We start from the raw sequence: 22361 nt of genomic DNA on the forward strand, positions 1-22361 counted from the left end.
GGTTCCTTCCGTGCAGTACCGCGATCGGCGTGGCATGCGCTTGTTCGGACAACGTTGTCCCTTCTCGGTGTCGGAGGTCGAGCGCTCAGAGGTCGAGCACGAGATCGTCGCCCGCCGCGCGGGAGACGCAGATCAGCATCCGGTCGCCGCGCTCGGCGTCGGGCAGCAGGCGGTCGCGGTGGTCCACGGCGCCGGAGAGCACGCCGGTTTTGCAGGTTCCGCAGAATCCTTGGCGGCAGGAGAAGGTCACGTCCGGCGCCACGCGCCGAATCGCGCTCAGCGCGGTCTCGTTCGCCTCCACCCGCACCGTCCGGCGGGAGCGGGCCAGTTCGATCCGGAACGGCTTCCCGTCGGTGACGGGCAGTGCCGAGAACCGTTCGGTGTGCAGGGAGCCGGTGGGGTTCAGCTCGAACATGCAGCGCTGGGCGGCCGCGAGCATCGGCGGCGGCCCGCAGACGTAGACGGCCGCGCCGGGCTCGGCCCGCGCGATCAGGTCCGCGACCACGGGCACGCCGCACTCGTCGTCCGGCCGGATCTCCGCGTGCGCCGGCAGTTCGGCCAGGAACGGCATGGCGGAGCGGGTGCGGCCGGTGTAGATCAGTTGTCCGCGCGCGCCGGCCGCTGTGGCCATCGGCAGGATCGGGGTGATCCCGATGCCGCCCGCGAGGAACAGGTAGGACGGCGCCTCCACGAAGGGGAAGGCGTTGCGCGGACCGCGAATTCGCAGTGGGTCGCCCACGCGCAGCGTCTCGTGGATCTCCCGGGAACCGCCCTCCCCGTCCGCGATGCGGCGGACCGCGATGCGGTAGCGCTTCCGGTCGGCGGGGTCGCCGCACAGCGAATACTGCCGCTGCCGGCCGGACGGCAGGAAGACGTCCAGATGTGAGCCGGGACGCCAGCTCGGCAGCTCGTCACCGCCGGGCGCGCGCAGCGTCAAGCCGGCCACGTCGTCGGCTGCCCGGTCGACGGACTCGACCACCATATTCAGGTCGAAACCGTTGCGCCGCAACGGGTTCGGCCGCGACAACACCGTGGCGGCCGGTCCCGAGACGAACACGTGTTTGTAGATGTCGATGACGCCGCCGAGCATCCGCAGCCCGGCGGGCACGCTGGTCGCCGCGCGGGTCATCGCTGTGCCGCCCTGGCCGCGGGCGAGTGTGCGAGGTAGCGCAACGCCGTGTCCATCGGGCCGAGCTGGGAGGGATGGAATCCCGGCCGCAGGTAGCGCGGGATCTCGGTGAAGAACGTCGTCCAGCTCGGGATCACCTTGCGACGGGTCGCGCTGACGAATTGCCATCCCCAGAACCGGCCCTTGTCGGGCGATGGGTCCTTGCGATACATGTACGCGGCCGACAGCACGAACAGCGGCAGCAGCGTCGCACTCGCGACGAGCGCCGTCCGCGCTTTGCGGGCGTAGCTGCCGTCCACGTGCATGAACGCGTCGTACACGACGCTGCGGTGCTCCACCTCTTCGGCGCCGTGCCAGCGCACCAGATCGAGCATGGCCGGATGCATACCCTTCTGTTCGAGCACCTCGGCGTTGAGCAACCACTCGCCGAATACGGCGGTGTAGTGCTCCATGCCGGCGAACAGTCCGAGCCGTTCCTTGAGCCATTCCTCTTTGGCGCGGCCGGTCAGTCCGTGGTCGCCGAGGATGCGATCGACGGCCCAGCCGATCGCGCCGATGTAGGAGTCGACGTCCAGCCCGATCGACTGCAGGTGCGTGCGAGCGGCCTCGTGGGTAGCGGCATGCATGGTCTCCTGTCCGACGAATCCGGTCACCTCCTCGCGGAGCCGTTCGTCGTCGATGTAGGGCAACGACTCTGCGAGGGCCTGGGCCATCGCCCGCTCACCTTCCGGCAGCAGTAGGTGCATCACGTTGACGATGTGGGTGGCCAGCGCCTCACCGGGGATGTAGTGCATGGGCACGGTGGCGAAGTCGAAGTGCACGTCGCGCGCGTTGATCGCATGCGCCTCGTCGCGGTAGGGGCGCCTCGTCGCGCCAGCTGTCGAAGCCATACACGGAACGTACAGCGCAACATTTTCTATTGCAATGTTGCGCGCAACATTTTTCTCGAGAATGTTGCAAAGGGTGGTCCCTCTGTTAGCGTGGACAGTGTGATCAGCGCGTCGAAAACGGCCTCTACCCGGGACAATGTCGCCGATGGCGTGGAAGCGCGCATCCTCGACGCGGCATTGGTCCGGTTCCAGAAGGTCGGCGTCAAAAAGACCACCATCGAGGACATCGCCCGCGAAGCGGGCGTCGACCGGGTCACGGTCTACCGGCGCATGGGCTCCCGCGACGACGTGGTGCAGGCCGTGGTGAACCGCGAAGTCACCGCCGTGCTCACCGATGTCGCCGAGATTCCCGAGCGCCATGACACCGTCGAGGACCTCGTCACCGACGTCTTCGTCACCGTCCTCACCCGCTGGCGGACCAACCCGCTCGTCGAGCGCATGATGGCCCTCGAGCCGGAGCGGGTCATCATGAAGCTGACCGCCGAGGGCGCCACGACCTTCGCCATGTGCGTCTCCGCGACGGCGGCGGTCTTGCAGCGCGCGGTGGATCGTGGGCTACTGCCCGACGCCCCCGACCTGCTCACCCGCGCCGAATTGCTCTGCCGCATAGTGCATTCCCTCATCCTCGCGCCGTACTGCGCCGGAGAATTCCACAACGACGAAGAACTGGCCGCCTTCGCCCGCGTCTACCTGATCCCGCTCGTCAAGGGGTGAGCGAGGCCGCCACGGTAAGGGCGTCACGACCGAGGGCCGCACGATCGCTCGTGCGGCCCTCGTCGCGCAAATGACTGTGCGGCAGTGATTTTCAGTGACCGCGTTTGATCCATTCCGACAGGTGCGGTGCCTCCGTGCCGATGGTGGTGGAGTCACCGTGTCCGGTCAGTACCGTGGTATCCGCGGGCAGATTCAGCAGGCGGGTGCGGATGGATTCGATGATGGTCGGGAAGCTCGAGAACGAGCGACCCGTCGCGCCGGGGCCGCCCTGGAACAGGGTGTCACCGGTGAAGACCGTCTTCTCCGAGGCCAGGTACAGGCTCACCGCGCCGGGGGAGTGGCCCGGTGTGTGCAGGACCTCGATCTCACTGCCCGCCACCGGAATTCGCTCCCGATCGTGCAGCGGTTCGTAGCGGGTGTCGGGGTAGAGGGCACTCCACAGCACCTCGTCGGCCGGATGTAGCCGGATCGGGGCACGCAGCGCCGCGGCCAGCTCGGTGGCCACGTTGATGTGGTCGTTGTGGGCGTGGGTGCAGAGGATCGCGCGCACCGTGCGATCGCCGACGGCCGCGATGATCGGCTCGGCCTGGTGGGCGGCATCGATCACAACGGCCTCACGGTCGTCGCCGACGACCCAGACGTTGTTGTCGACATCCCAGCTGCCGCCGTCCAATTCGAACTTTCCGGAGGTGACGACGCGATCGATCCTCACAGCGTCACCACCGATCGCAGCACGTCACCGTGGTGCATGGTGGTGAAGGCCTGCTCGACCTGGTCGAGGGCCACGCGCTCGCTCACGAACCGCTCCAGCGGCAGCCGTCCCTGGCGGTAGAGGTCGAGCAGCATCGGGAAGTCGCGTTCCGGCAGGCAGTCGCCGTACCAGGAGGACTTCAGCGAGCCGCCGTGCGAGAAGAAGTCGATCAGCGGCATCTCCAGCTGCATATCCGGCGTCGGCACGCCGACCAGCACCACCGTGCCGGCCAGATCGCGCGCGTAGAAGGCCTGCTTCCAGGTTTCCGGCCGCCCGACCGCGTCGATCACCACGTCGGCGCCGAAACCGCCGGTCAATTCCTGCACCCGCTCGACCACGTCATCACCGGCCTCGAGGGTGTGGGTGGCCCCGAGTTCCTTGGCCCACTCCAGCTTTCGCGGATCGCGGTCGATGGCGATGATGGTGGTGGCGCCCGCCAGCCGGGCCCCCGCGATCGCGGCGTCACCGACGCCGCCGCAGCCGATGACCGCGACCGAATCGCCGTAGCTCACCCCGCCGGTGTTGATCGCCGCCCCCAGTCCGGCCATCACGCCGCAGCCGAGCAGTCCGGCCACGGCGGGATCGGTCTCCGGGTCGATCACGGTGCACTGTCCCTCGTGCACCAGGGTCTTGTCGGCGAAGGCGCCGATGCCCAGAGCCGGGGTCAGCTCGGTTCCGTCGGCCAGCGTCATCGGCTTGCTCGCGTTGTGGGTGTCGAAGCAGTACCACGGCTTGCCGCGCTTGCAGGCCCGGCACTGCCCGCACACCGCGCGCCAGTTCAGCAGCACGTGATCGCCGGGCTGGACGTGGGTGACGGCGTCGCCGACCGTTTCCACCACGCCGGCCGCCTCGTGTCCGAGCAGGAAGGGGAATTCGTCGTTGATGCCGCCCTCGCGGTAGGTCAGATCGGTATGGCACACCCCGCAGGCCTGCACCCGCACCACCACGTCGTGCGGGCCCGGATCGGGGATGACGATATCGACGATCTCGACCGGGGCGCCCACACTGCGGGCGATGACGCCGCGAACCTTCTGGGACATGGAATCTCCTTTACGCGTCGAGGGTGCCGGTTCACCTATGGGTCAGTGTATGCCCGCCCCCAATATCTCGGACAGGTGTCCGGACTGTAGTTCGGTTCACGGGTTCGTGGCCGCATGAGACGCCCGGCGGTCAGGAAGCGAATCGACGCCGGAACTGCTCGCTCACCGCTCGTGGTCGCCGACCCGCCACCACGCCGACCGTGGCCCGGCCGCCGTGCGAAAGTGTCGGCTATTCCCGGTATCGGTCACGGTATTTCGCCTTTCGCGCTCGGTCTTCGTCGGCGATGCGGTCGAGAATGGCGCGCACCGAATATCGTGTGTCCGGCTTGGAAATCTGCTCGGGCCAGAACATCGCCAGCACGATGACCGCCAGCGGAATACTGATCAGCAGAACGAATTCCCAGAACATCCGCGTCACTCCCGACCCGAATCCGGCACCAGGTGTTTTGCCTCGATGAGCCGCTGCTTCGCCTGCTGTTTGACCGGGCACACGCACAAAGCGCAGTCGATATGCAATTGCATGATGATGTGCGCGTAGGAGACGGTCATGATCGGCATTCGATCGTGGTTGAGCAGTCCCATGGTGGATACTTCCCCTGCGATGTGAAAGTGGTTGTCGGCGTTGAGGTTGCATCGACTCGGCCGCGAGTTGTAGTCGAATGGTGGGGATTTCGGGTATCCGTTGCCGTACCGATTGTTTGAACTCGTCTACCAGCAACCTGTCCAGTGGGGACCTGTCCAGAAAACCGGGACACAATCGATAGGGGAGCTAACGAATGGGGTCAGGGAGCACACTCGCGCAACGAGCATTGGGGCGTGAACTGCGGCGGCTGCGAAATGCCAAGGGAATGGGACAATCCCAGGCCGCGCGCATCGCGGAAACGTCGCATCAGACCATCGGCCGCATCGAAGAGGGCCAGACGACGCGGATCACCAGCCTGCAAGTGAACGCACTGTGCGACAGCTATGGGGCGACCGATGAGGAGCGGCGCATCTGCCTGGATCTGGTGAAGGAGATTCGCGCATCGCGAGAGGGGAAGGTGACGGCCAGCTGGTGGAGGGCGTATGCGGACCAGATATCGACGGGTTTCAACCACTACTTGGCGCTGGAGGATGCGGCGGACCGGCTGACGGTATGGAAGACAACGATTGTCCCCGGATTGCTGCAGACGTCGAACTACAGACGTGCGCTTGCTTGGGCTGAGCACCCGGGTATCGATAGTGAGCAGTTGGAGCGTCGGATCGAGTGGCAGGCGCACCGCCAGGAGCGCCTAAAGGATCCAAACCTGCGAATTACCGCACTACTGCACGAGGCGGTCCTGAGTGATCAAGTCGGCGGCGCCGCCGTGATCGGTGAGCAGCTGGCGCACCTGGTTTCCCTTTCGGACCTCCCGAACATCTCCATTCGTGTGGTTCCGTTCACGGCTCCGAGTCAACTCGGGTCCTACGTCGGCTCTTTCATGCTCTTGGAATTTCCCGACCTGGTGTCGGGGCTGGCACAACCTTCTATCGTGTATGTGGAGGGCTGGACGGGCGACCTCTACCTCGAGCGAGAGGCCGAGCTGCAACGATATATGCAGGCACTTCGGGAGATTCGTCGTGTAGCGTTGCCTGAAGTTGATTCGGAGCTTTGATCAAGGAGCACATGCCGTGAGCAACGATCTGTCCGGTGCGAAGTGGTTCAAGTCAAGCCGTTCGGGCTCAACCAAGGAGTGTGTCGAGGTAGCGTTCCTCGATGATGCTGTGGGCGTTCGCGATTCGAAGAATCCCACCGGCCCCGCGCTGTTGTTCACTCCCTCGGAGTGGTCCTCCTTCACCACCAGCGTCCAGCGCGGCCGGTTCGATCGGGCGTAGCCCTCTCCGCTCATTACGGTTCGAGATGCCCCGAAGTCCTTATCTCCCTTGAGCTTCGGTGGTTCTTGCGTATCTGTCGTCGCTGGCGGTGAGGGCGCACCTGGCGGGTGCCGCTCGATTGGGGCCCGGACGGTGATCTGTCTGAACTTTTCGTGCAAACCCCGCCCACATTGACGGAAACCCGCACATTTCCCCGAGGTTTGCACGGAAAGTTCAGCCTTCTGGCACAACGCAATTCGAATCGTGTCCGGTGTTCTCAGGTGAGATGCCGGTCGGCGAGGGCCCCAGCGGCGGCATCGGGCACGTATGTCGCACACGCGGTGATGAGAGCCCGGATCCCGTGAACGGTTTCGGTGGTCAGCGTGGCATGGCGCACCACGTCGAGTTCGTTGGCGACGGTGAGGAGTGCGAAGTCCGCGAGGTCGGTGCCGTCTACGGCGACCACCTCGCCGGTGAAGCGGTCGGTGACCGGAAGTGGGGTGGTGCCGAGGTGGGGATAGGTCTCGGCTCGGTCGCACGCGCCGTAGCGGTAGACCAGCGCTTCCGCGTCGTGACCGATTGCCGCGCGCAGGCGTAATCGCCGGTCGGGTGGCAGCAGCGAGTGTGGGAAGCCGTCCGTGCCGTAGGTGGCGTGGGTGAGTGCGGCCAGCCGAACCCGGGTACCTCCGCCGAGGTCGGCGACCAGCTGCCGCACCCGCTCGAGATGATCGAGGAGATCCCCACCGGGATGCGCCACCCGGGCCGCGCCGAGTTCGCGCAGCAGCGCCAGCGCCGGCCACGGTGTCGTGAGATCCGCGATCGTCCGCGCCAACGCCTCCGGCTGATCGCGGGCGACCAGATGCCCGGCGCCCGGAATTCGGGTCACCGTGGCGTGCGGAGCCAGCTGGAGCAACCCGTCGGCCTCGACGTCGGTGAGCGATGAGCCCCGACCGGCACGGATCAGAAGGATGGGGATATCCAGTTGTGCGGTGATCTGTCGCAGCCGCGGGACGTGGGCCAAGACATCGTCGATGAAGTCCGGGTAGACATTCGACAGGCCACCGGCATCGAGAAAGCGCCGCACTCGGCCCGCATCGAGATTGGGCACCACATCCACCAGCACCAGCCCCGTGACCTTGGCTCGGGTGCGCGGATCACCCAATGCCGCAACGGCGGAGAGCCCGCCCAGTGAGGCGCCGACGAGCACGCATCCGGGTTCCGCATCGACTATCGCGGCAATATCGCCGCCGCACTCGTCCAGCCTCCTGAGTGACCCACCGCTGTCACCGTGCCCGCGCTGATCGAAAGCGACACACCGCAATCCGTCCTCGACAAGTCGCTCCACGATGGGAGCCCACACCTGCCGCCGCTCACCCCCTGCATGCAGCAAGACAACCGTCGGCCCATCGCCGACCTCCTCCCCGTGCAGGTCCACGTCCGGACGGGCAATATGCCGCGCTCGCACCGCATCCATGGTCTACCCCCGTGCGATAGTCAGGCCGTTCACGATAGTGCCTCGCCGCGATCCCCTCCGACCCCGCGTCCGGCTGAACTAATCGTGCAAACCTCGCCGACGATGACGGAAATCGCCACATCTCGCCGCGGTTTGCACGATTAGTTCACCCCCGCACCTGCCCACAGGCGCTGGGACGTTCCCTGCCACATCGGGATCACCGGCGCACCGAGATCTTTCCGATGATGCACACCATCGTCGTTCGCAGGGAGCTGCTGCGGGAACGTCCGGGGCCGGCCCACGAGGTATTCGGGCTCTTCTCCGCGGTGAGGGAATCGGCCACGGTTTGCACGATCGGCACGCTCGAGCGGCACGATCCGCCCTCAGTCCTTCTTCAGTTCCTCGGCGAGCATCACGAGGATGCCGCTCGGGCCGCGGAGGTAGGTGAGTTTGTAGATGTCCTGATAGGTCGCGACGCCGCGAAGCGGATGGCAGCCGTGCTTCGCGGCGATCTCGAGGGCTGTGTCGATGTCGTCGACCGAGAAGGCGACCCGGTGCATGCCGATCTCGTTGGGGCGGGTGGGTTCCGTCTCGATCGCATCCGGGTGTATGTACTCGAAGAGCTCGAGGCGACCGTGACCGTCCGGGGTCTGGAGCATGGCGATCTTGGCGTGATTGCCGTCGAGACCGACGGCAGTGTCGGTCCATTCACCACTGACCGTGTCCCGGCCGAGAACCGTGAGACCGAGGTCGGTGAAGAAGGCGATCGCTGCTTCGAGGTCGCGAACGGCGATGCCGACGTTCTCGAGTTTGATGGGCATGCGGTGGATGCTACCGAGCAGGGCTGACCAATTTCGGTAGACGAATCACCGGCCGGGGCCTTCGTCGTCGCGGAACGAGCCGGCACTCATGCGACGCCTTCCGCCCCGGCGGTTACGTGTTCGGTGACCGCCGCGTCGGCCTCGCCGCCCCGGACGACGATCGTCGGACAGTGCGCGAGATGCAGCAGCGCGGTACTGGTCGAACCCAGAATTAGACCGGGAAACCCGCCGCGCCCGTGGGTACCGACCACCAGCAGTTGCGCGTCCTCGCAGTGGGCGAGCAGCGCCCGAACGGGGCTGTCGCACATCACGACTCGCTCGACCGATACCTCCGGGAACCGTTCCGCCCAGCCGGCCAGTCTCTCGGCCAGCACCACCCGCTCGGTCTCGCGAATCGCCTCCCAGCCGACCACGGGCAGGTCGTAACCGCTCCGATCGCTCCACGCGTGTACCGCGACCAACCCGGCCCCGCGCCGGGACGCCTCGGCGAAGGCGAGTTCGACGGCCGGGACGCTGTTCGCGGTGCCGTCCACTCCGACCACGACCGGTTTCCGCGCCCATCCGGCGTCGGCGGCCGGATCGCCGTGCACGACCGCGACCGGGCAGTGCGCGTGCCGGCTGAGCGCGGTGCTGACCGAGCCGAGCACCATCCGCCCGATCGCCCCGCGGCCATGGCTGCCGACCACCACCATCCGCGCCCGCGCCGAATGCTCGAGCAGGGTGGGGATGATCAGGTCGAAACTCAGTTCGGTGCTGATCGCCAGCGTCGCATCGGGTGTGGCATGGCGCGCCACCGCCGCCGCTTCGGCCAGTACCCGTTCCCCGTCCGCGCGCAGCCACTGCTGTTCCGCGGCGGCCAGCACCGCGGTCAGGCCCGGATTCGGCGCTACGCCGTAGGACGTGACGATGTGCAGCGCGCAGTGCTGCAACGCGGCCTCGACGGCGGCCCACACCACGGCTTGCAACGCGATCTCCGAGCCGTCGGCGCCGACCACGATCGCCGGTGTATCCGGTCCGCTCATAGGTGTCTCCTCTTCCCGTGTGCGCCGGGCCTATTCGGTGCGGTCCGCGGCGTCGGTGCGGTCTGCGGCGTCGGAAGGCGTGATCAGGCCGTAGTGCCCGTCGTAGCGGTGATAGAGCACGCAGCCGCGATCGAGATCCCGGTCCCGGAAGAAGACGAACGGCCATCCGGTCAGTTCCAGCCGGGTGATCGCCTCGGGCACGCTCAGCCGGGGCGCCTGCCGGCTGCTGACGGACAATGCCGGCAAGCCGCGGGTCACCGCGTCGGGACGCGGATCCACTTGCGCCAGACGGTAACCCGTGGCGCCGTCGCGATACAGGACGCTGTCGACGCGGCTGCCGTATTCGGTGAACAGCTGGAACTCGTAGTCCATGAGTTCCATGTCGAAGGCCGCCTCGTCGACGGTCTCGTTCGTCAGCGCATACGACTTGTGCCGCACGACTCGACGCTCCTCGGCCGGACGCGGGTGGTACGGCAATCCGTTTCGCGGAGCAGCGCCGTGCCGCCATTCGTGGACGGCCCCGGCTCCTCGTCCCCCTCGTACGGCTTCCCAGTGCCGCGAGATGCGGGCGAGGCGTGACTCGAGCCGCGCCCGGAGCAGGTCCACGGCTTCGCGCGTGCTCGTGCCGGTGACCTGCACCCGCACCGGGCGACCGGCGAGATTCACATTGGCCTGGGCGACAACCGATCCGCCGAGGGCGGGATCACCGTGACCGGTGAGCCGCACTCGCGCGGACAGGACGGGCTCGGGCGCGTGGGCCAGCGCACGCCCGATCTTCTCCCGCGCGTAGTCCGCTCCCGCATCCGACACATAGCGGCCGGCGGAGACCTGGAGGATCGGCTCCGCCGGCGAAACGGTGTTCTGCATGAGGAGGACAGTCGCATCCGCGCGGCCCGGTGCGAGAGGGCACAAAGTCACCGTGCCCCTGCCGTTCGACCGCTTCTCAGCGGCCGAACAACCGGCGAAGCCGCGGTGGTTCCGAGGGGCGATCCGGCAGCGACCCGGCTCACACTCGCGCCGCTTGCGCGGCCATCTCTCGGCGCACGTCGTCCATGTTCAACTCGCGTGCCCGTGAAATGAGTTGCTCCAGTGCGTCTTCGGGGACGACGCCCGGCTGCGCGTACAGCACGACACCGTCGCGGACGATCATCAGCGTCGGAATGGAGCTGATCCGGAACGCGCCCGCCAACTCCTCTTCCGCCTCGGTGTCGACCTTTCCGAACACGACGTCCGGATGCTTCGCGGCGACGCGCTCGAAGATCGGCGCGAACATCCGGCACGGACCGCACCAGGATGCCCAGAAGTCCAGAACCACCAGGTCCGAGCCCGCGACGACTTGGTCGAAGTTCGCCTTGGTCACTGTCGTAGTTGCCATGTCTCTCTCTTCTCTCTTGGGTCATATACCCCGGGGGGTATATATGGAAGCGTGTGGGTGGCGCACTTATTCCACGCGGAGTCTCGCCCCGGTGCCGGAACGGAAACGGCTTCACACTGGAATCGAACGACGCCCAGGGGTGGTGCGACCATCATGTGAGTAGGCATTTCCGCTGCTGCCTACCGAATTGTTGGCGCAAAGGCTTGACGAATGGGTAGTTAGCGGAGCTAAGTTAACCGTGATGCGCGCTACAGTGGCGCGTGGGGACGACTCGTCCGCCGGCAGACGACCCAGGGAGACCTACCCATGCCCGATGACGTGCAGAAGGCCGAGCGTAAACGGCGCCTCGCGGCGGCGATGGCCGACGACGAGGTGCGTGCGGCATGGCCGGATGCGGACGTCAGCGCCGCGCTCGCGCGCCCGGGGCTGCGCCTGGCCGAACTGGTCGACACGGTCATGACCGCGTACGCCGACCGTCCGGCCGTCGGGCAGCGGGCCGGTGAGATCGTCGTCGACGCCGAGGGGCGTCGGGTGCGGCGGCCGCTGCCGCGCTTCGAAACCCTGAGCTATCGGCAGCTGTGGTCGCGCGCCGGCGCGCTGGCGAGTACATGGCAGGCCGGGGGACTGCGGGCCGGTGATTTCGTGTGCACCGTCGGATTCGTCAGCAGCGATTACGTCACCGTCGACCTCGCGGGCGTGCGGCTCGGCACCGTGGCGGTGCCGCTCCAGGCCACGGCCGCTGTCGCGCAATGGAATTCGATCATCGCCGAAACCGAGGCGCGGGTACTGGCCTGCAGCGCCGAACTGCTCGACGCCGCTGTCGAGGCCGCGCTGGCGAGTGCGACGATCGGGCAACTGGTCGTCTTCGACAGCACCGGCGACGACGACGAACGCGCGGCCGTCGCGGCGGCTCGCGCCCGGCTGGCCGAATCGGGTCGCGAGATCGCGTTCGACTCGCTGCACGATCTCGTCGAGCACGGTTTCGCCCTCCCGGCCGTGCCGCTCGCGAGCGCGCCCGGCGACGATCCGTTGTCGCTGCTCATCTACACCTCCGGCAGCACCGGAACGCCCAAGGGCGCCATGTACACCGACCGCCTGGCCGCGGCGATGTGGTTGTATACCGCCAAGGCGCCGGTGCCCGCGATCACCCTCAACTATCTGCCGCTCAGCCATGTGGCCGGCCGTCTGCAACTGGGCGGCACGCTCGCTCGCGGCGGCACCGCCTACTTCACCGCGCGCAGCGATATGTCGACGCTGTTCGAGGATCTGGAGCTGACCCGGCCCACCGAACTGGTCTTCGTTCCGCGCGTCTGCGAGATGCTGCTGCAACACCACCAGGGTGAGGTCGAGGCCCGGATCGCGGCCGGCGGTGAGCGCGGCGTCATCGAGGACGAGGTGAAGGCCGAACTGCGCGAACGACTTCTGGGCGGCCGCTTCCTCGGCGCGATGTGCGCCAGTGCGCCGCTGGCGCCGGAGATGCGCGCCTTCATGGAATCCGTGCTGACCATCGGCTTGCACGACGGATACGGCTCCACTGAGGCCGGCGGCAGCGTCATCGTCGACAACAAGGTCCGGCGCCCGCCGGTGCTGGACTACAAGCTCGCCGACGTCCCCGAACTCGGCTACTTCGGCACCGACCAGCCCCATCCGCGCGGGGAACTGCTGCTCAAGACCACCACCATGTTCCCGGGATACTTCAAACGCCCCGAGATCACCGCGGAGATGTTCGACGAGGACGGCTTCTACCGCACCGGCGACGTGGTCGCCGAACTCGGCCCCGACCATCTGGTCTACGTCGATCGCCGCAACAACGTGCTCAAGCTGTCACAGGGCGAGTTCGTCACCGTGGCGAAGCTGGAGTCGGTGTTCTCCACCAGCGCGCTGATCCGTCAGATCTTCGTCTACGGCAGCAGCGAACGCGCCTACTTGCTCGCGGTGATCGTGCCGGCCGACGAGGCGCAGGCGCTCCCGGATCCCCGTGCGGCGCTGACCGAATCACTGCAGCAGCTGGCGAAGGAGGCCGGGCTCAACAGCTATGAGATTCCGCGCGACTTCCTGCTCGAGACCGAACCGTTCACTCAGGACAACGGTCTGCTGTCGGGGATCGGAAAGTTGTTGCGGCCCAAGCTGAAGGAGCGCTACGGCGAACGCCTGGAGCGGCTCTACGCCGAACTGTCCCAGGAACAGGCCGACGAACTGGCGGCACTGCGCCACGGTGCGGCGGATCGTCCCGTGCTGGAGACGGTGGGCCGCGCCGCGCGGGCCCTGCTGGGCTGCGCGAGTGGCGATATCCGGCCGGAGGCGCATTTCACCGACCTCGGCGGTGATTCGCTCTCGGCGCTGTCGCTGTCGAATCTGCTGAGCGAACTGTTCGGCGTGGAGGTGCCGGTGGGCACGATCGTCCATCCGGCGAATACGTTGCGGCGCTTGGCCGAACACATCGACACCGAACGACGCGGCGGCGGCCGCCGCCCCACGCTCGCCACCGTGCACGGGCGCGGCACGCGGGTGCGGGCCGCGGATCTGACCCTCGACGCGTTCATCGATCACGAAACCCTCACCGCCGCAAAGTCTCTGCCGCCCGCACCGGCCCCGCCGCGCACGGTTCTGCTGACCGGGGCGAACGGTTACCTCGGCCGGTTCCTGTGCCTGGAATGGCTGCACCGGCTCGACGCCTGCGACGGCACCCTGATCTGTGTGATCCGCGGCCGTGACGCCGACGCCGCGCGGGCGCGTCTGGACGAGGCGTTCGACAGCGGGGATCCGGTTCTGCTGCAACGGTATCGGGAGCTCGCCGACCGCCGGCTGACTGTCGTGCCGGGTGATATCGGCGAACCGAATTTCGGGCTGGGCGAGGACCGGTGGCGCGAACTCGCCGAAACGGTCGACCTGGTGGTGCACCCGGCGGCGCTGGTCAATCACGTGCTGCCCTACGACCAGCTGTTCGGGCCGAACGTGGTGGGAACGGCCGAGGTCGTCCGCCTGGCGATCACCGCGCGCCGCAAGCCGGTGACCTATCTGTCCACCGTCGCGGTGGCCTCCCAGGTCGACCCCGCGCGCTTCACCGAGGACGGCGATATCCGCGAGATCAGCCCCGAACGGATCATCGACGGCGGCTACGCCAACGGGTACGGCAACAGTAAATGGGCCGGTGAGGTGTTGCTGCGCGAGGCGCACGACCTGTGCGGACTTCCGGTCGCGGTCTTCCGGTCCGACATGATCCTCGCGCACAGCGAATTCGCCGGGCAGTTCAATCTGCCCGACTTGTTCACCCGGTTGCTGCTCAGCGTGCTCGCCACCGGCCTCGCACCGGAATCGTTCTACCGCCCGGCCGCCGACGGGGGTCGCGCCCGCGCCCACTACGACGGCCTTCCCGCGGACTTCACCGCCGCCGCCATCACCGCGCTCGGCCCCGGCGCCGAGAGCGGATTCGACACCTTCGACGTGCTCAACCCGCACGACGACGGCATCGGCCTGGACACCTTCGTCGACTGGCTCGTCGCCGACGGCCACCGCATCACTCGCATCGCCGACTACGCCGACTGGCTGGCCCGTTTCGAGACCGCGCTGCGTGCCCTGCCCGAGCGGCAGCGGCGGCATTCGGTCCTGCCGCTGCTGCATGCCTTCCGTCGTCCGGCCCCGGCCGTTCCGGGATCGGCGCTGCCGGCCGAGCGGTTCCGGGCCGCCGTGCAGGCGGCGGGAACCGGCCCGGACGGCGACATTCCGCACCTGAGCCGGGAATTGATCGAGAAATACGTCCGGGATCTGACCGCTGCGGTTCTGCTGTGAAGATTGCCGAAACCGGACACAGCCGGGGCCTGCCGGGCGTACCGTTTTGCCCCACAGCGTTGGTCGGCGAAGGCGCCGAGGGTGATCGCGTCGCCCCGGGCGCTCGCCGAGTGCGACAAGGAGGTCGATTCCGGTGCACCGACTCGAGAAGTCCGCTCTGTGGCGCTGTGTGCTGAACGGATTGTCCGCGCTGGGTGCGGGTTTCGGCGCGATGGTTCCGGTCTACCTGAACGAGTGCCAGGTCGACGACTACCGCGACGCCGAAGCGGCCGCGGCCGAATGGGACTGGTCGATCCCGTATCAGTGGTTCGATCACGCCCACGGGTGATCGTGCGGGCCCGGCGGCGGCCGATGTGGACCGATCGTGGCCGGGCTGCCGGCGCGCCGCGGCCGCTGGTCGGCTCGGCCGTCCGCGAACGGTAGTCGCTTCGCAGCGAGGGGTCGGAGCGTGGCCGTGGCGGTGCCGGCTCCGCGTCCGACGGTCAGGTAGCCGGATCGATCGCGTCGGCCAGGTAGTCGGTCCCGCCGACATAGACCGTGTGGCCGGATTCGGTATCGGCCGTGGTGGTGTCGGCGATCGCGGTCGCGAACTCGTCGATCGTGGGCAGCGCACCGTGTTCGGTTCGCGCCGCCACCGCGTCCGGATCGCGGCGTTCGAGCAGGCGCACGATGATGGTGCCCTCGATCATGTCGCCCGATACGACCGTGAAACCGATTCCGAGCGAGTCGAATTCGCCGATCATGGCGCGCAGCGCGTCCTCGCCCGCCCGCTTGCTCCGCGCGATGGGCTCATAGTCCGCCGGGGTGGGTTTGCGGCCGTGGAAATGCGCCTGGTGGCTGGTGATGAACACGATGCGCGCACCCGGGGCCATGAGCGGTAGCGCCAGCCGGACCAGCCGCACCTGGGCGTCACGGTTGATCGCCATCGCGTAATCGGGCGCGGCGCCGTGTTCGAGCCCGCCAGAGGCGTTGAGGATCAGCACGTCCAGCCGCCCGAAGCGGGTGCGGATCTCCTCGATCATGGTCGCGGCGGACTCGGGATCGGACAGGTCGGCGCCCACCGGCGTCGCCGATCCGCCGTCGGCGGCGATCGAATCGGCGAGAATGCTTGCCCGCCTGCGTTTCTCGCGATAGTTCAGGACGACATGATCGCCGCGCCCCGCGAGAATCCGGGCGGTCTGCGCCCCGATGCCGCGGGAGGCGCCGGTGATCAACACGATGCGTTGTGAATCCACCCGCACTCCCACTCGTTGCTTCTATTTCAGAATCACTATGGTAGTTCGAAATGAGAAGTGCAAGAGAGCGCGAGGGCGCCCCGCGGGCGGCGATGGAACTGCTGGGGCAGCGCTGGATGCTGCGCGTCGTCTGGGAACTGACGCCGGGACCTCTCGGTTTCCTCGAGCTGCGCCGGCGCATGGACAACTGCTCCTCGAGCATGCTCTCGGTGCGCCTGCAGACCCTGCAAGGCGCCGGTGTGATCGTCAAACGCGCCGACAAGGCCTACGAGTTGACCACGGCCGGAACCGAACTCGTGCGGGCGCTGCAACCGCTGTGGGCGTGGGCGGCGAGCAATCTCGACGCCGGCGCGGTGGGGGAATAGTCGCTGTCGTCGACCGAGCGAGGCGATAGGTGCCGAGGTTGCGCGTATGCGCCGGTGTCGCGTGCCCCCGGCCGCGGAATCGATCCACTAGGTTTGGTAGACACGCCCACGGGCGGCGGGTGGAGTTCGACGAAGATCTGGGGACTGACATGAACGGTGACACGATTCGGCGCGGTAGCCGCCCGCTGTTCGGCGCGGCCGCGGCCGCCGCGTTGCTGATATTGACCGGCTGTGGCTCGTCCGACTCGGGGAACGCTCGCCCGGCCGACTCGGTCGCGCCGAAGGCGACCACCGCCAGTACGGTCCCGGAAGTTATCGACTGTTCCTTCAGTAAGCCGGCGGTCCGGCCGGAGAATATGATCCTCGCCTGCGCCGATCTGGGTGCTCAGGTCGAACAGATCGTGTGGCAGAGCTGGGGGCCGGATCAGGCGCAGGGAGACGGTGTCGAGCGGGAGAACACCTGCGATCCCAACTGTGCCGCCGGCAAGTACGTCACCCAAAAGGTGCATCTCACGCTGACCGACGTCGCGCGGCCGGGCAATGTCTTCACCAAGGTGACCACCGTGGATGCCGACGGTCACACCTTCACCTGGCCGAGAACTCCGCGCTGACCCTCTCCGGCGGCTAAAATTATGTGGTACTCAGGGTGTCGCTTACCGTCCGATAATTGCTACGCTGCTGTAGCAACGGTGCCGGTGCGGCCGGAACCGATGGCCGAGATGACGACCAGGAGTACCGATGAAGTTACTTCCCATGCACAACCGTGGCGTGGGCGATCCCGGTGAGGTGGCGCTGCACGCGCGGAATGTGCAGTTCGATTGGCGGGCCACCCCGCTGCACTGGCTGGCCGCCGAACCCATCGCTTCGCATGTGTTCAACTCGCTCAACCTGCTGCTGCCCGAGGGCGAGCGGATGTTCATCCAGACCTTCTCCGAGGCGCTGCCGCTGATCAAGGACGAGAAGCTGCGCGAACAGGTCATCGGCTTCATGGGGCAGGAGGCCATGCACGCCGAAACCCACAACGATTCGCTGCAGCAGGTCTTCCGCGCCCACGGCGTCGACGTCGACAGCTACGCACGGCAGATGGAGTACATCTTCCGCAAGGCGCTGGGTCCGCGAGAGGGGCAGACGCCGCGCGAGCAGGTCCAGACCCTCGTCGAACGGCTGGGCTTCATCGCCACCCTCGAGCACTTCTTCGCCTTCCTCGGCGACTGGATCATCAACGCCGATCTGGAGCGGTTCGACGCCGCGCCCAACATGCTCGACCTGTACCGCTGGCACGGTGCCGAGGAGGTCGAACACCGCTTCGTCGCCCACGATGTCGCCGGATATTTCGAGGTCGGCTACGTGCGCCGGTGCGCGCTGATGGCGATCACCTTCCCGATCTTCGTGGCGCTGCTGCTGCGCGGTACGAAGTATCTGGTGCACCAGGACCCCGAGCTGCCGAATATGGGGTATCCGCGCATCGTGGGCAAGGCGCTCGGTGCGATGTGGCGGGGTGCGCTGCCCGGAATTCCCTCGCTGCTGTGGTCGGCGCTGTCGGTGGCCAAGCCCGGATACACCCCGGCCTCGGTCGGATCGACCGCGCAGGCCGTGGCGTATCTGGCGAAATCGCCTGCGGCACAGGCACTCGCGTCGTGACGACACGCAGGCCCGTGCCCACCGAACTGCCGCCCGACCTCTACGGTGGGCGCGGCTCGGACCGGCCGATCCGCATCATCGGCGCGGTCGCCGAGGCGCGGATGCGGTGGGCGTCGCTGATCCACCGGCGTCCGGTGACCGGCGCGGTCGACAGCGGCCGGTTGCGCGTGCGGGTGGTCGAGCGGCGGATCGAGGCGCACGACGCCGATGTGGTGAGCCTGGTGCTGCGCGCCACCGACGGCAGCGCACTGCCGACCTGGCGACCGGGCGCCCATCTGGACTTGGAACTGCCGTCGGGCCGGCTGCGGCAGTATTCGCTGTGCGGTGACCCCGCCGATCGGTTCCATTACCGGATCGCGGTGCGCCGGATACCGGGCGGCCTCGGTGGTTCGGTCGAGGTGCACGACATCCTCCGCGTCGGCGCCGAACTCACCATCCGCGGGCCCCGCAACGCCTTCCCATTCGTCCTGCCGGGCCACGGATCCTCCGCTGCCCGTGTGCATTTCGTCGCGGGCGGCATCGGGATCACGCCGATCCTGCCGATGGTGCGGATGGCGCATCGGCTGGGCGTGGACTGGACCATGGTCTACGCCGGCCGCAGTCGCGACACCATCCCGTTCCTCGCCGAAACAGAATCCTTCGGCAGCCGGGTGACGGTGCGCACCGACGACGAGGGGGGTGTGCCGACGGCGGCGGAACTGCTGCCCGGGGTCGGCGTCGACACATCGGTCTACTGTTGCGGGCCGGTCCCGATGACCTCGGCGATCGCCGCGGCCGTTCGCGAAATGCCCGGTGTGGAACTGTATTCCGAGCGATTCTCCGCCGCGCCGGTGGTCGACGGCAAGCCGTTCCGCGTCGAGCTCGCCCGCACCGGTGAGGTGCTCGACATTCCCGCCGACCGCTCGGTGCTCGACGAAGTGCTGCGCGTGCGGCCCGATATCGCCTACTCCTGCCGGCAGGGTTTCTGCCGCACCTGCAAGGTCCGGGTACTCGACGGGCAGCCCGATCATCGCGACACCGTCCTCACCCCCGGCGAGCGCGCCGAGGGCGAACTGCTCATCTGCGTATCACGGTGCGCGGGTGAGTGTTTGGTGCTCGACCTCTGACCTCCACTCGCCCTCTTCGAGGAGATTCTCGTGACCGACTCCGCCCCCGTTCCGGACTCCGAACACTTCGTCCGCAACGGTGACTTCGATATCGCCGTCTACGAATACGGCGATCCCGCCGCACCGACGATGCTGCTCGTGCACGGCTGGCCCGACGACCATCACCTGTGGGATCGGGTGATTCCGAAGCTGTCCGGGCGTTTTCACGTCGTCGCCTACGACACCCGCGGCCACGGCCGCTCCACTCGGACCGATCGCACCGAGGACTACGGCCTGGACCGCTTCGCCTCCGACTTCTACGCGGTGGCCGATGCGGTGAGCCCGGACCGGCCCGTGCACGTGCTCGCCCACGACTGGGGTTCGGTGCAGGTGTGGGAGGCGGTGTGTGAGCCGCAGGCCGCCGCCCGGGTGGCCTCGTTCACCTCGGTCTCCGGCCCGAATCTCGACCACCTGGCGAAGTGGACCCGCAATCGGATGGGCCGCGGCGCGGTGTGGGGCCCGGCCACGCAGCTGCTGTCCTCGGCCTACACCTTCCTGTTCATGACCCCCGGCCTGAACAAGGCGGTGATGCGGCCGCTGTCGTCGGAGAAGGTGTGGAAGCGGTTCATCGGCCTGATGAACGAAACCTCCCCGGAGAACGTCACATTGGGCCCGGCGTTCCGGCAGGACTTCTTCGACGGTATGCGGATCTACCGCGCCAACATCCTGCCGCGCATGCTCGGCCCGCGCGAGCGGCACACCGAGGTGCCGGTGCAGCTGATCATCGCGCGCCGCGATATCGCGGTGCGTCCGGCCGGGTACGACGACACACCGAAGTGGACCGATCGGCTGTTCCGGCGCGAGATCGCGGGCGGGCATTGGCTGCCGTTCTCCCATCCGGAGTTGCTGGCCACCTCGGCGACCGAACTCGCCACGGCCGTCGACACCGGTGAGTATCCGCGCACGCTGCGCCGCGCCGAGGTCGGCGCGCAAGCCGGGCCGTTCACCGAGCGGCTGGTCGTGATCACCGGCGGCGGCAGCGGCATCGGCCGCGAAACGGCGCTGGCGTTCGCCCGCCGCGGCGCCGAGGTCGTCCTGTCGGATCTGAACCTGGACGCCGCCAAGGAGACCGTGGAACTGATCACGGCGGCCGGTGGCATCGCGCACGCCTACGCCGTCGACGTCTCCGACGAAGCGGCGATGAGCGAGCACGCGAGCGCGGTGATCGCCGCCCACGGTGTGCCCGACATCCTGATCAACAACGCCGGCATCGGCCAGGCCGGAGACTTCTTCGAGACCTCCGCCGCCGAATTCGACCGGGTGCTGCGGGTGAACCTCGGCGGCGTGGTCAACGGCTGCCGCACCTTCGGCGCCGCCATGGCCGAGCGGGGACTCGGCGGACATATCGTCAACCTGTCCAGCATGGCCGCCTACAGCCCGCAGCAGGGTTTCAGCGCCTACTCGACCAGTAAGTCCGCGGTTTTCATGTTCTCCGACTGCCTGCGCGCCGAACTGGCCGGCAAGGGTATCGAGGTGCACACCATCTGCCCCGGCATCGTGCACACGAATATCGTTGCGACAACGAAGTTCTCGGGCCTGTCCGACGATGCGGAGGCCGCGAAGCAGGCCCGCTACGACGCGCTGTACCGCAAACGCGGCTACGGCCCGGAGAAGGTCGCCGACCGGATCGTGCGCGCGGTCGAACGGCACCGCGAGATCGTCCCGATCACGCCGGAAGCCCACCTGCAGTACCACTTCAGCCGCTTGGCCCCGGCCGTCCACCGCTTCGTCGCGGCGCGGGTGAAGCTGACGTAGGCCGCGTTTCGCGTCGTCGGCGCGGGGGACCGGTCGTACGGTCGATGCGACCGGTCCGCCTGTTCGAGCCGGGGTCGAGGGAGCCGGGGGAGCAGCCGGCCTTCACTCGGGGCGAATCGGTGCGCGCTGCGGTGATCGCGAGGCGTCGGCCCAGGGCGGTTCGGCGGCGCGGGGGTCCACGCCGGAATCCGTGTCCGGTGCATGCGCAGTCCCGGCTTCGGCGGTGGGCGTGTCCGGGCGGCTCTCGACCGGCGCCGCACCCGATTCCGGCGGGGTCGATCGTTCCAGGAACCGCAACAGCTCCACCGGGAACGGCAGCACCAGGGTCGAATTCTTCTCTGCCGCAACCTCGACGACGGTTTGGAGCAGTCGCAGCTGCAGGGCCGCCGGGGCGGTCGCCATCCGTTCGGCGGCGTCGGTCAGCTTTCGTGAGGCCTGGAGCTCGCCCTCGGCGGTGATGACGCGGGCGCGGCGTTCGCGCTCGGCCTCCGCCTGCCGCGACATCGACCGTTTCAGCGCCTCCGGCAGCGCCACATCCTTGATCTCCACCCGGTCGATGTGGACGCCCCAGGCGAGGGCCGGACTGTCGATCATCAACTCCAGGCCCTTGTTCAACTGTTCGCGGTTGGACAGTAGATCGTCGAGTTCGCTCTTACCGATGATCGAGCGCAGCGAGGTCTGCGCCACCTGTTCGACGGCGAACAGATAGTCCTGCACCTCCACCACCGCCTGTGTCGGGTCGATCACCCGGAAGTACACCACCGCGTCGACCCGCACGGTCACGTTGTCGCGAGTGATGCCCTCCTGCCCCGGCACCGGCATCGTGACAACCTGCATCGGCACCTTGCGCATCTTGTCGACGAACGGAATGAGCACCCGCAAACCCGGCTTACGCACCGCCCGCACCCGCCCGAACCGGAACACCAGCCCGCGTTCGTACTGCTGAACCACCCGCAACCCGGTCCCGAACGCGACCCCGGCGCACACCGCCCCCGCCCCCACGATGAATGCGGCAAACGTCGCAACGTCCATAGCGTCACCACCATGCGAAACGCCCGGCACGCCCGGGACCGGGCTCCTGCCATCGATCATGGCACCGTTGCGCCTCGCGGGCCACGAACGAACGGCCGGCGAGGGAGGTTCGCGGCCGGAGAGGTCGCGCCAGGAGCGGCGCAACCGACTCACCGGGCGAACGCCCGGTTGTGCGGCTACGGTCCGCTCATGCACTTCGTCGTCATCGCGGCCGTGGTCGGCGCACTCGTCTGGATCTCGGTGGCAGCCGTTCGCCGAGAAGCATCGCCGTCGGGGACTGTCTGAGATCTTGTGGGCGGGACGGTGATCGGAGAGGCTGAGGCCGAGCGTCTCAGCGGAAGGGATCATCGTGTCGGAGGAGTCGATGCCGG

Annotated in this window: 23 protein-coding genes; 10 read left to right on the top strand and 13 right to left on the bottom strand. The window is 67.7% G+C overall.

Features of this window, described 5'->3' with window-relative positions:
• Positions 1–85: 85 nt before the first annotated feature.
• Both IG65_RS0116145 and IG65_RS0116150 read right to left on the bottom strand, forming a co-directional pair.
• Entirely contained in the window at positions 86–1129 is a 1044-nt protein-coding gene (locus IG65_RS0116145) for a PDR/VanB family oxidoreductase (RefSeq protein WP_030515748.1), read from the bottom strand.
• Positions 1126–2019, bottom strand: coding sequence for a metal-dependent hydrolase (locus tag IG65_RS0116150; protein WP_030515749.1), 894 nt, complete (start codon positions 2017–2019; stop codon positions 1126–1128). The genes IG65_RS0116145 and IG65_RS0116150 overlap by 4 nt, the downstream gene beginning before the upstream one ends.
• A 99-nt stretch (positions 2020–2118) precedes the next feature.
• Here IG65_RS0116150 and IG65_RS0116155 point away from each other — a divergent pair, with 99 nt between their 5' ends.
• Positions 2119–2733 (top strand): TetR/AcrR family transcriptional regulator, encoded by a 615-nt coding sequence (locus IG65_RS0116155; RefSeq protein WP_030515750.1) that lies wholly within the window; start codon positions 2119–2121, stop codon positions 2731–2733.
• Between the two features lie 91 nt (positions 2734–2824).
• On the opposite strand, the gene IG65_RS0116160 is transcribed toward IG65_RS0116155, so the two are convergent.
• From IG65_RS0116160 to IG65_RS38520, 4 genes are all read right to left on the bottom strand, one after another.
• Positions 2825–3445: an MBL fold metallo-hydrolase gene (locus IG65_RS0116160; protein ID WP_231509231.1), complete on the bottom strand. Its 621-nt coding sequence runs from the start codon at positions 3443–3445 to the stop codon at positions 2825–2827.
• The gene (locus tag IG65_RS0116165) at positions 3442–4524 is read right to left on the bottom strand and encodes an S-(hydroxymethyl)mycothiol dehydrogenase (RefSeq protein ID WP_030515752.1); all 1083 of its coding nucleotides are present in this window, start codon (positions 4522–4524) and stop codon (positions 3442–3444) included. Before IG65_RS0116165 ends, IG65_RS0116160 begins: the two co-directional genes overlap by 4 nt.
• Before the next feature lie 229 nt (positions 4525–4753).
• Positions 4754–4933, bottom strand: coding sequence for a hypothetical protein (locus IG65_RS0116170; RefSeq protein ID WP_156055642.1), 180 nt, complete (start codon positions 4931–4933; stop codon positions 4754–4756).
• 5 nt (positions 4934–4938) lie between these two features.
• Positions 4939–5106, bottom strand: coding sequence for a hypothetical protein (locus IG65_RS38520; protein WP_167331926.1), 168 nt, complete (start codon positions 5104–5106; stop codon positions 4939–4941).
• A 227-nt stretch (positions 5107–5333) separates the two neighbouring features.
• On the opposite strand from IG65_RS38520, the gene IG65_RS0116180 reads away from it, so the two are divergent.
• Together IG65_RS0116180 and IG65_RS0116185 are read left to right on the top strand one after the other, a co-directional pair.
• A complete protein-coding gene (locus IG65_RS0116180) occupies positions 5334–6158 on the top strand; it encodes a helix-turn-helix transcriptional regulator (protein ID WP_197039851.1) in 825 nt (274 codons plus the stop codon).
• Between the two features lie 16 nt (positions 6159–6174).
• The gene (locus IG65_RS0116185) at positions 6175–6378 is read left to right on the top strand and encodes a DUF397 domain-containing protein (RefSeq protein WP_030515755.1); all 204 of its coding nucleotides are present in this window, start codon (positions 6175–6177) and stop codon (positions 6376–6378) included.
• Between the two features lie 256 nt (positions 6379–6634).
• Here IG65_RS0116185 and IG65_RS35930 read toward each other — a convergent pair whose 3' ends face one another.
• The 5 genes from IG65_RS35930 to trxA all read right to left on the bottom strand — a co-directional run bounded on the left by IG65_RS35930 (position 6635) and on the right by trxA (position 11028).
• On the bottom strand, positions 6635–7831 hold the full coding sequence (locus IG65_RS35930) for an alpha/beta fold hydrolase (RefSeq protein ID WP_051756155.1): 1197 nt from the start codon (positions 7829–7831) through the stop codon (positions 6635–6637).
• Between the two features lie 362 nt (positions 7832–8193).
• Positions 8194–8631: a VOC family protein gene (locus tag IG65_RS0116200; protein WP_030515757.1), complete on the bottom strand. Its 438-nt coding sequence runs from the start codon at positions 8629–8631 to the stop codon at positions 8194–8196.
• 86 nt (positions 8632–8717) lie between these two features.
• A complete protein-coding gene (locus tag IG65_RS0116205; RefSeq protein ID WP_051756157.1) occupies positions 8718–9653 on the bottom strand; it encodes a universal stress protein in 936 nt (311 codons plus the stop codon).
• Between the two features lie 30 nt (positions 9654–9683).
• A complete protein-coding gene (locus IG65_RS0116210) occupies positions 9684–10520 on the bottom strand; it encodes an HPF/RaiA family ribosome-associated protein (RefSeq protein WP_081879512.1) in 837 nt (278 codons plus the stop codon).
• A gap of 139 nt (positions 10521–10659) precedes the next feature.
• Positions 10660–11028, bottom strand: coding sequence for a thioredoxin (gene trxA / locus IG65_RS0116215; RefSeq protein WP_030515760.1), 369 nt, complete (start codon positions 11026–11028; stop codon positions 10660–10662).
• A 306-nt stretch (positions 11029–11334) separates the two neighbouring features.
• Here trxA and car point away from each other — a divergent pair, with 306 nt between their 5' ends.
• Both car and IG65_RS0116225 read left to right on the top strand, forming a co-directional pair.
• On the top strand, positions 11335–14817 hold the full coding sequence (gene car, locus IG65_RS0116220) for a carboxylic acid reductase (protein ID WP_030515761.1): 3483 nt from the start codon (positions 11335–11337) through the stop codon (positions 14815–14817).
• 133 nt (positions 14818–14950) lie between these two features.
• Positions 14951–15145, top strand: coding sequence for a hypothetical protein (locus IG65_RS0116225; protein ID WP_030515762.1), 195 nt, complete (start codon positions 14951–14953; stop codon positions 15143–15145).
• Between the two features lie 154 nt (positions 15146–15299).
• Here the strand turns inward: IG65_RS0116225 and IG65_RS0116235 are convergent, their stop codons facing one another.
• Positions 15300–16052 carry an SDR family oxidoreductase gene (locus IG65_RS0116235; RefSeq protein WP_030515763.1) on the bottom strand — a complete coding sequence of 251 codons (753 nt, stop codon included), beginning with the start codon at positions 16050–16052 and terminating at the stop codon, positions 15300–15302.
• 50 nt (positions 16053–16102) lie between these two features.
• On the opposite strand from IG65_RS0116235, the gene IG65_RS34775 reads away from it, so the two are divergent.
• The 5 genes from IG65_RS34775 (at position 16103) to IG65_RS0116260 (ending at position 20958) form a co-directional block, all read left to right on the top strand.
• Positions 16103–16417 (top strand): helix-turn-helix domain-containing protein, encoded by a 315-nt coding sequence (locus IG65_RS34775; RefSeq protein ID WP_227462808.1) that lies wholly within the window; start codon positions 16103–16105, stop codon positions 16415–16417.
• A gap of 149 nt (positions 16418–16566) precedes the next feature.
• Positions 16567–17028 (top strand): hypothetical protein, encoded by a 462-nt coding sequence (locus IG65_RS35935; protein ID WP_051756160.1) that lies wholly within the window; start codon positions 16567–16569, stop codon positions 17026–17028.
• Positions 17029–17155: 127 nt separating this feature from the next.
• Positions 17156–18058, top strand: a complete 903-nt coding sequence (locus IG65_RS0116250) for a metal-dependent hydrolase (RefSeq protein WP_030515766.1) — start codon at positions 17156–17158, stop codon at positions 18056–18058.
• Complete coding sequence (locus IG65_RS0116255; protein WP_030515767.1) at positions 18055–19164, top strand: PDR/VanB family oxidoreductase; 1110 nt, start codon at positions 18055–18057, stop codon at positions 19162–19164. Before IG65_RS0116250 ends, IG65_RS0116255 begins: the two co-directional genes overlap by 4 nt.
• A gap of 24 nt (positions 19165–19188) precedes the next feature.
• Positions 19189–20958, top strand: a complete 1770-nt coding sequence (locus IG65_RS0116260; protein WP_030515768.1) for an SDR family oxidoreductase — start codon at positions 19189–19191, stop codon at positions 20956–20958.
• A 102-nt stretch (positions 20959–21060) separates the two neighbouring features.
• On the opposite strand, the gene IG65_RS0116265 is transcribed toward IG65_RS0116260, so the two are convergent.
• Positions 21061–21990, bottom strand: coding sequence for a slipin family protein (locus IG65_RS0116265; protein ID WP_081879513.1), 930 nt, complete (start codon positions 21988–21990; stop codon positions 21061–21063).
• Between the last annotated feature and the right edge of the window lie 371 nt (positions 21991–22361).

Source organism: Nocardia sp. NRRL WC-3656 (assembly GCF_000720265.1).
Lineage (GTDB): Bacteria > Actinomycetota > Actinomycetes > Mycobacteriales > Mycobacteriaceae > Nocardia > Nocardia nova.

Bases quoted from the DNA above. Each gene is read 5' to 3' on its own strand.
- IG65_RS0116150 (WP_030515749.1), bottom strand. From the start codon at position 2,019: ATGGCTTCGACAGCTGGCGCGACGAGGCGCCCCTACCGCGACGAGGCG.
- IG65_RS0116145 (WP_030515748.1), bottom strand. From the start codon at position 1,129: ATGACCCGCGCGGCGACCAGCGTGCCCGCCGGGCTGCGGATGCTCGGC.
- IG65_RS0116265 (WP_081879513.1), bottom strand. From the start codon at position 21,990: ATGGACGTTGCGACGTTTGCCGCATTCATCGTGGGGGCGGGGGCGGTG.
- IG65_RS35930 (WP_051756155.1), bottom strand. From the start codon at position 7,831: ATGGATGCGGTGCGAGCGCGGCATATTGCCCGTCCGGACGTGGACCTG.
- IG65_RS0116200 (WP_030515757.1), bottom strand. From the start codon at position 8,631: ATGCCCATCAAACTCGAGAACGTCGGCATCGCCGTTCGCGACCTCGAA.
- trxA (WP_030515760.1), bottom strand. From the start codon at position 11,028: ATGGCAACTACGACAGTGACCAAGGCGAACTTCGACCAAGTCGTCGCG.
- IG65_RS0116210 (WP_081879512.1), bottom strand. From the start codon at position 10,520: ATGCAGAACACCGTTTCGCCGGCGGAGCCGATCCTCCAGGTCTCCGCC.
- IG65_RS0116165 (WP_030515752.1), bottom strand. From the start codon at position 4,524: ATGTCCCAGAAGGTTCGCGGCGTCATCGCCCGCAGTGTGGGCGCCCCG.
- IG65_RS0116170 (WP_156055642.1), bottom strand. From the start codon at position 4,933: ATGTTCTGGGAATTCGTTCTGCTGATCAGTATTCCGCTGGCGGTCATC.
- IG65_RS34775 (WP_227462808.1), top strand. From the start codon at position 16,103: ATGAGAAGTGCAAGAGAGCGCGAGGGCGCCCCGCGGGCGGCGATGGAA.
- IG65_RS38520 (WP_167331926.1), bottom strand. From the start codon at position 5,106: ATGGGACTGCTCAACCACGATCGAATGCCGATCATGACCGTCTCCTAC.
- IG65_RS0116250 (WP_030515766.1), top strand. From the start codon at position 17,156: ATGAAGTTACTTCCCATGCACAACCGTGGCGTGGGCGATCCCGGTGAG.
- IG65_RS35935 (WP_051756160.1), top strand. From the start codon at position 16,567: ATGAACGGTGACACGATTCGGCGCGGTAGCCGCCCGCTGTTCGGCGCG.
- car (WP_030515761.1), top strand. From the start codon at position 11,335: ATGCCCGATGACGTGCAGAAGGCCGAGCGTAAACGGCGCCTCGCGGCG.
- IG65_RS0116205 (WP_051756157.1), bottom strand. From the start codon at position 9,653: ATGAGCGGACCGGATACACCGGCGATCGTGGTCGGCGCCGACGGCTCG.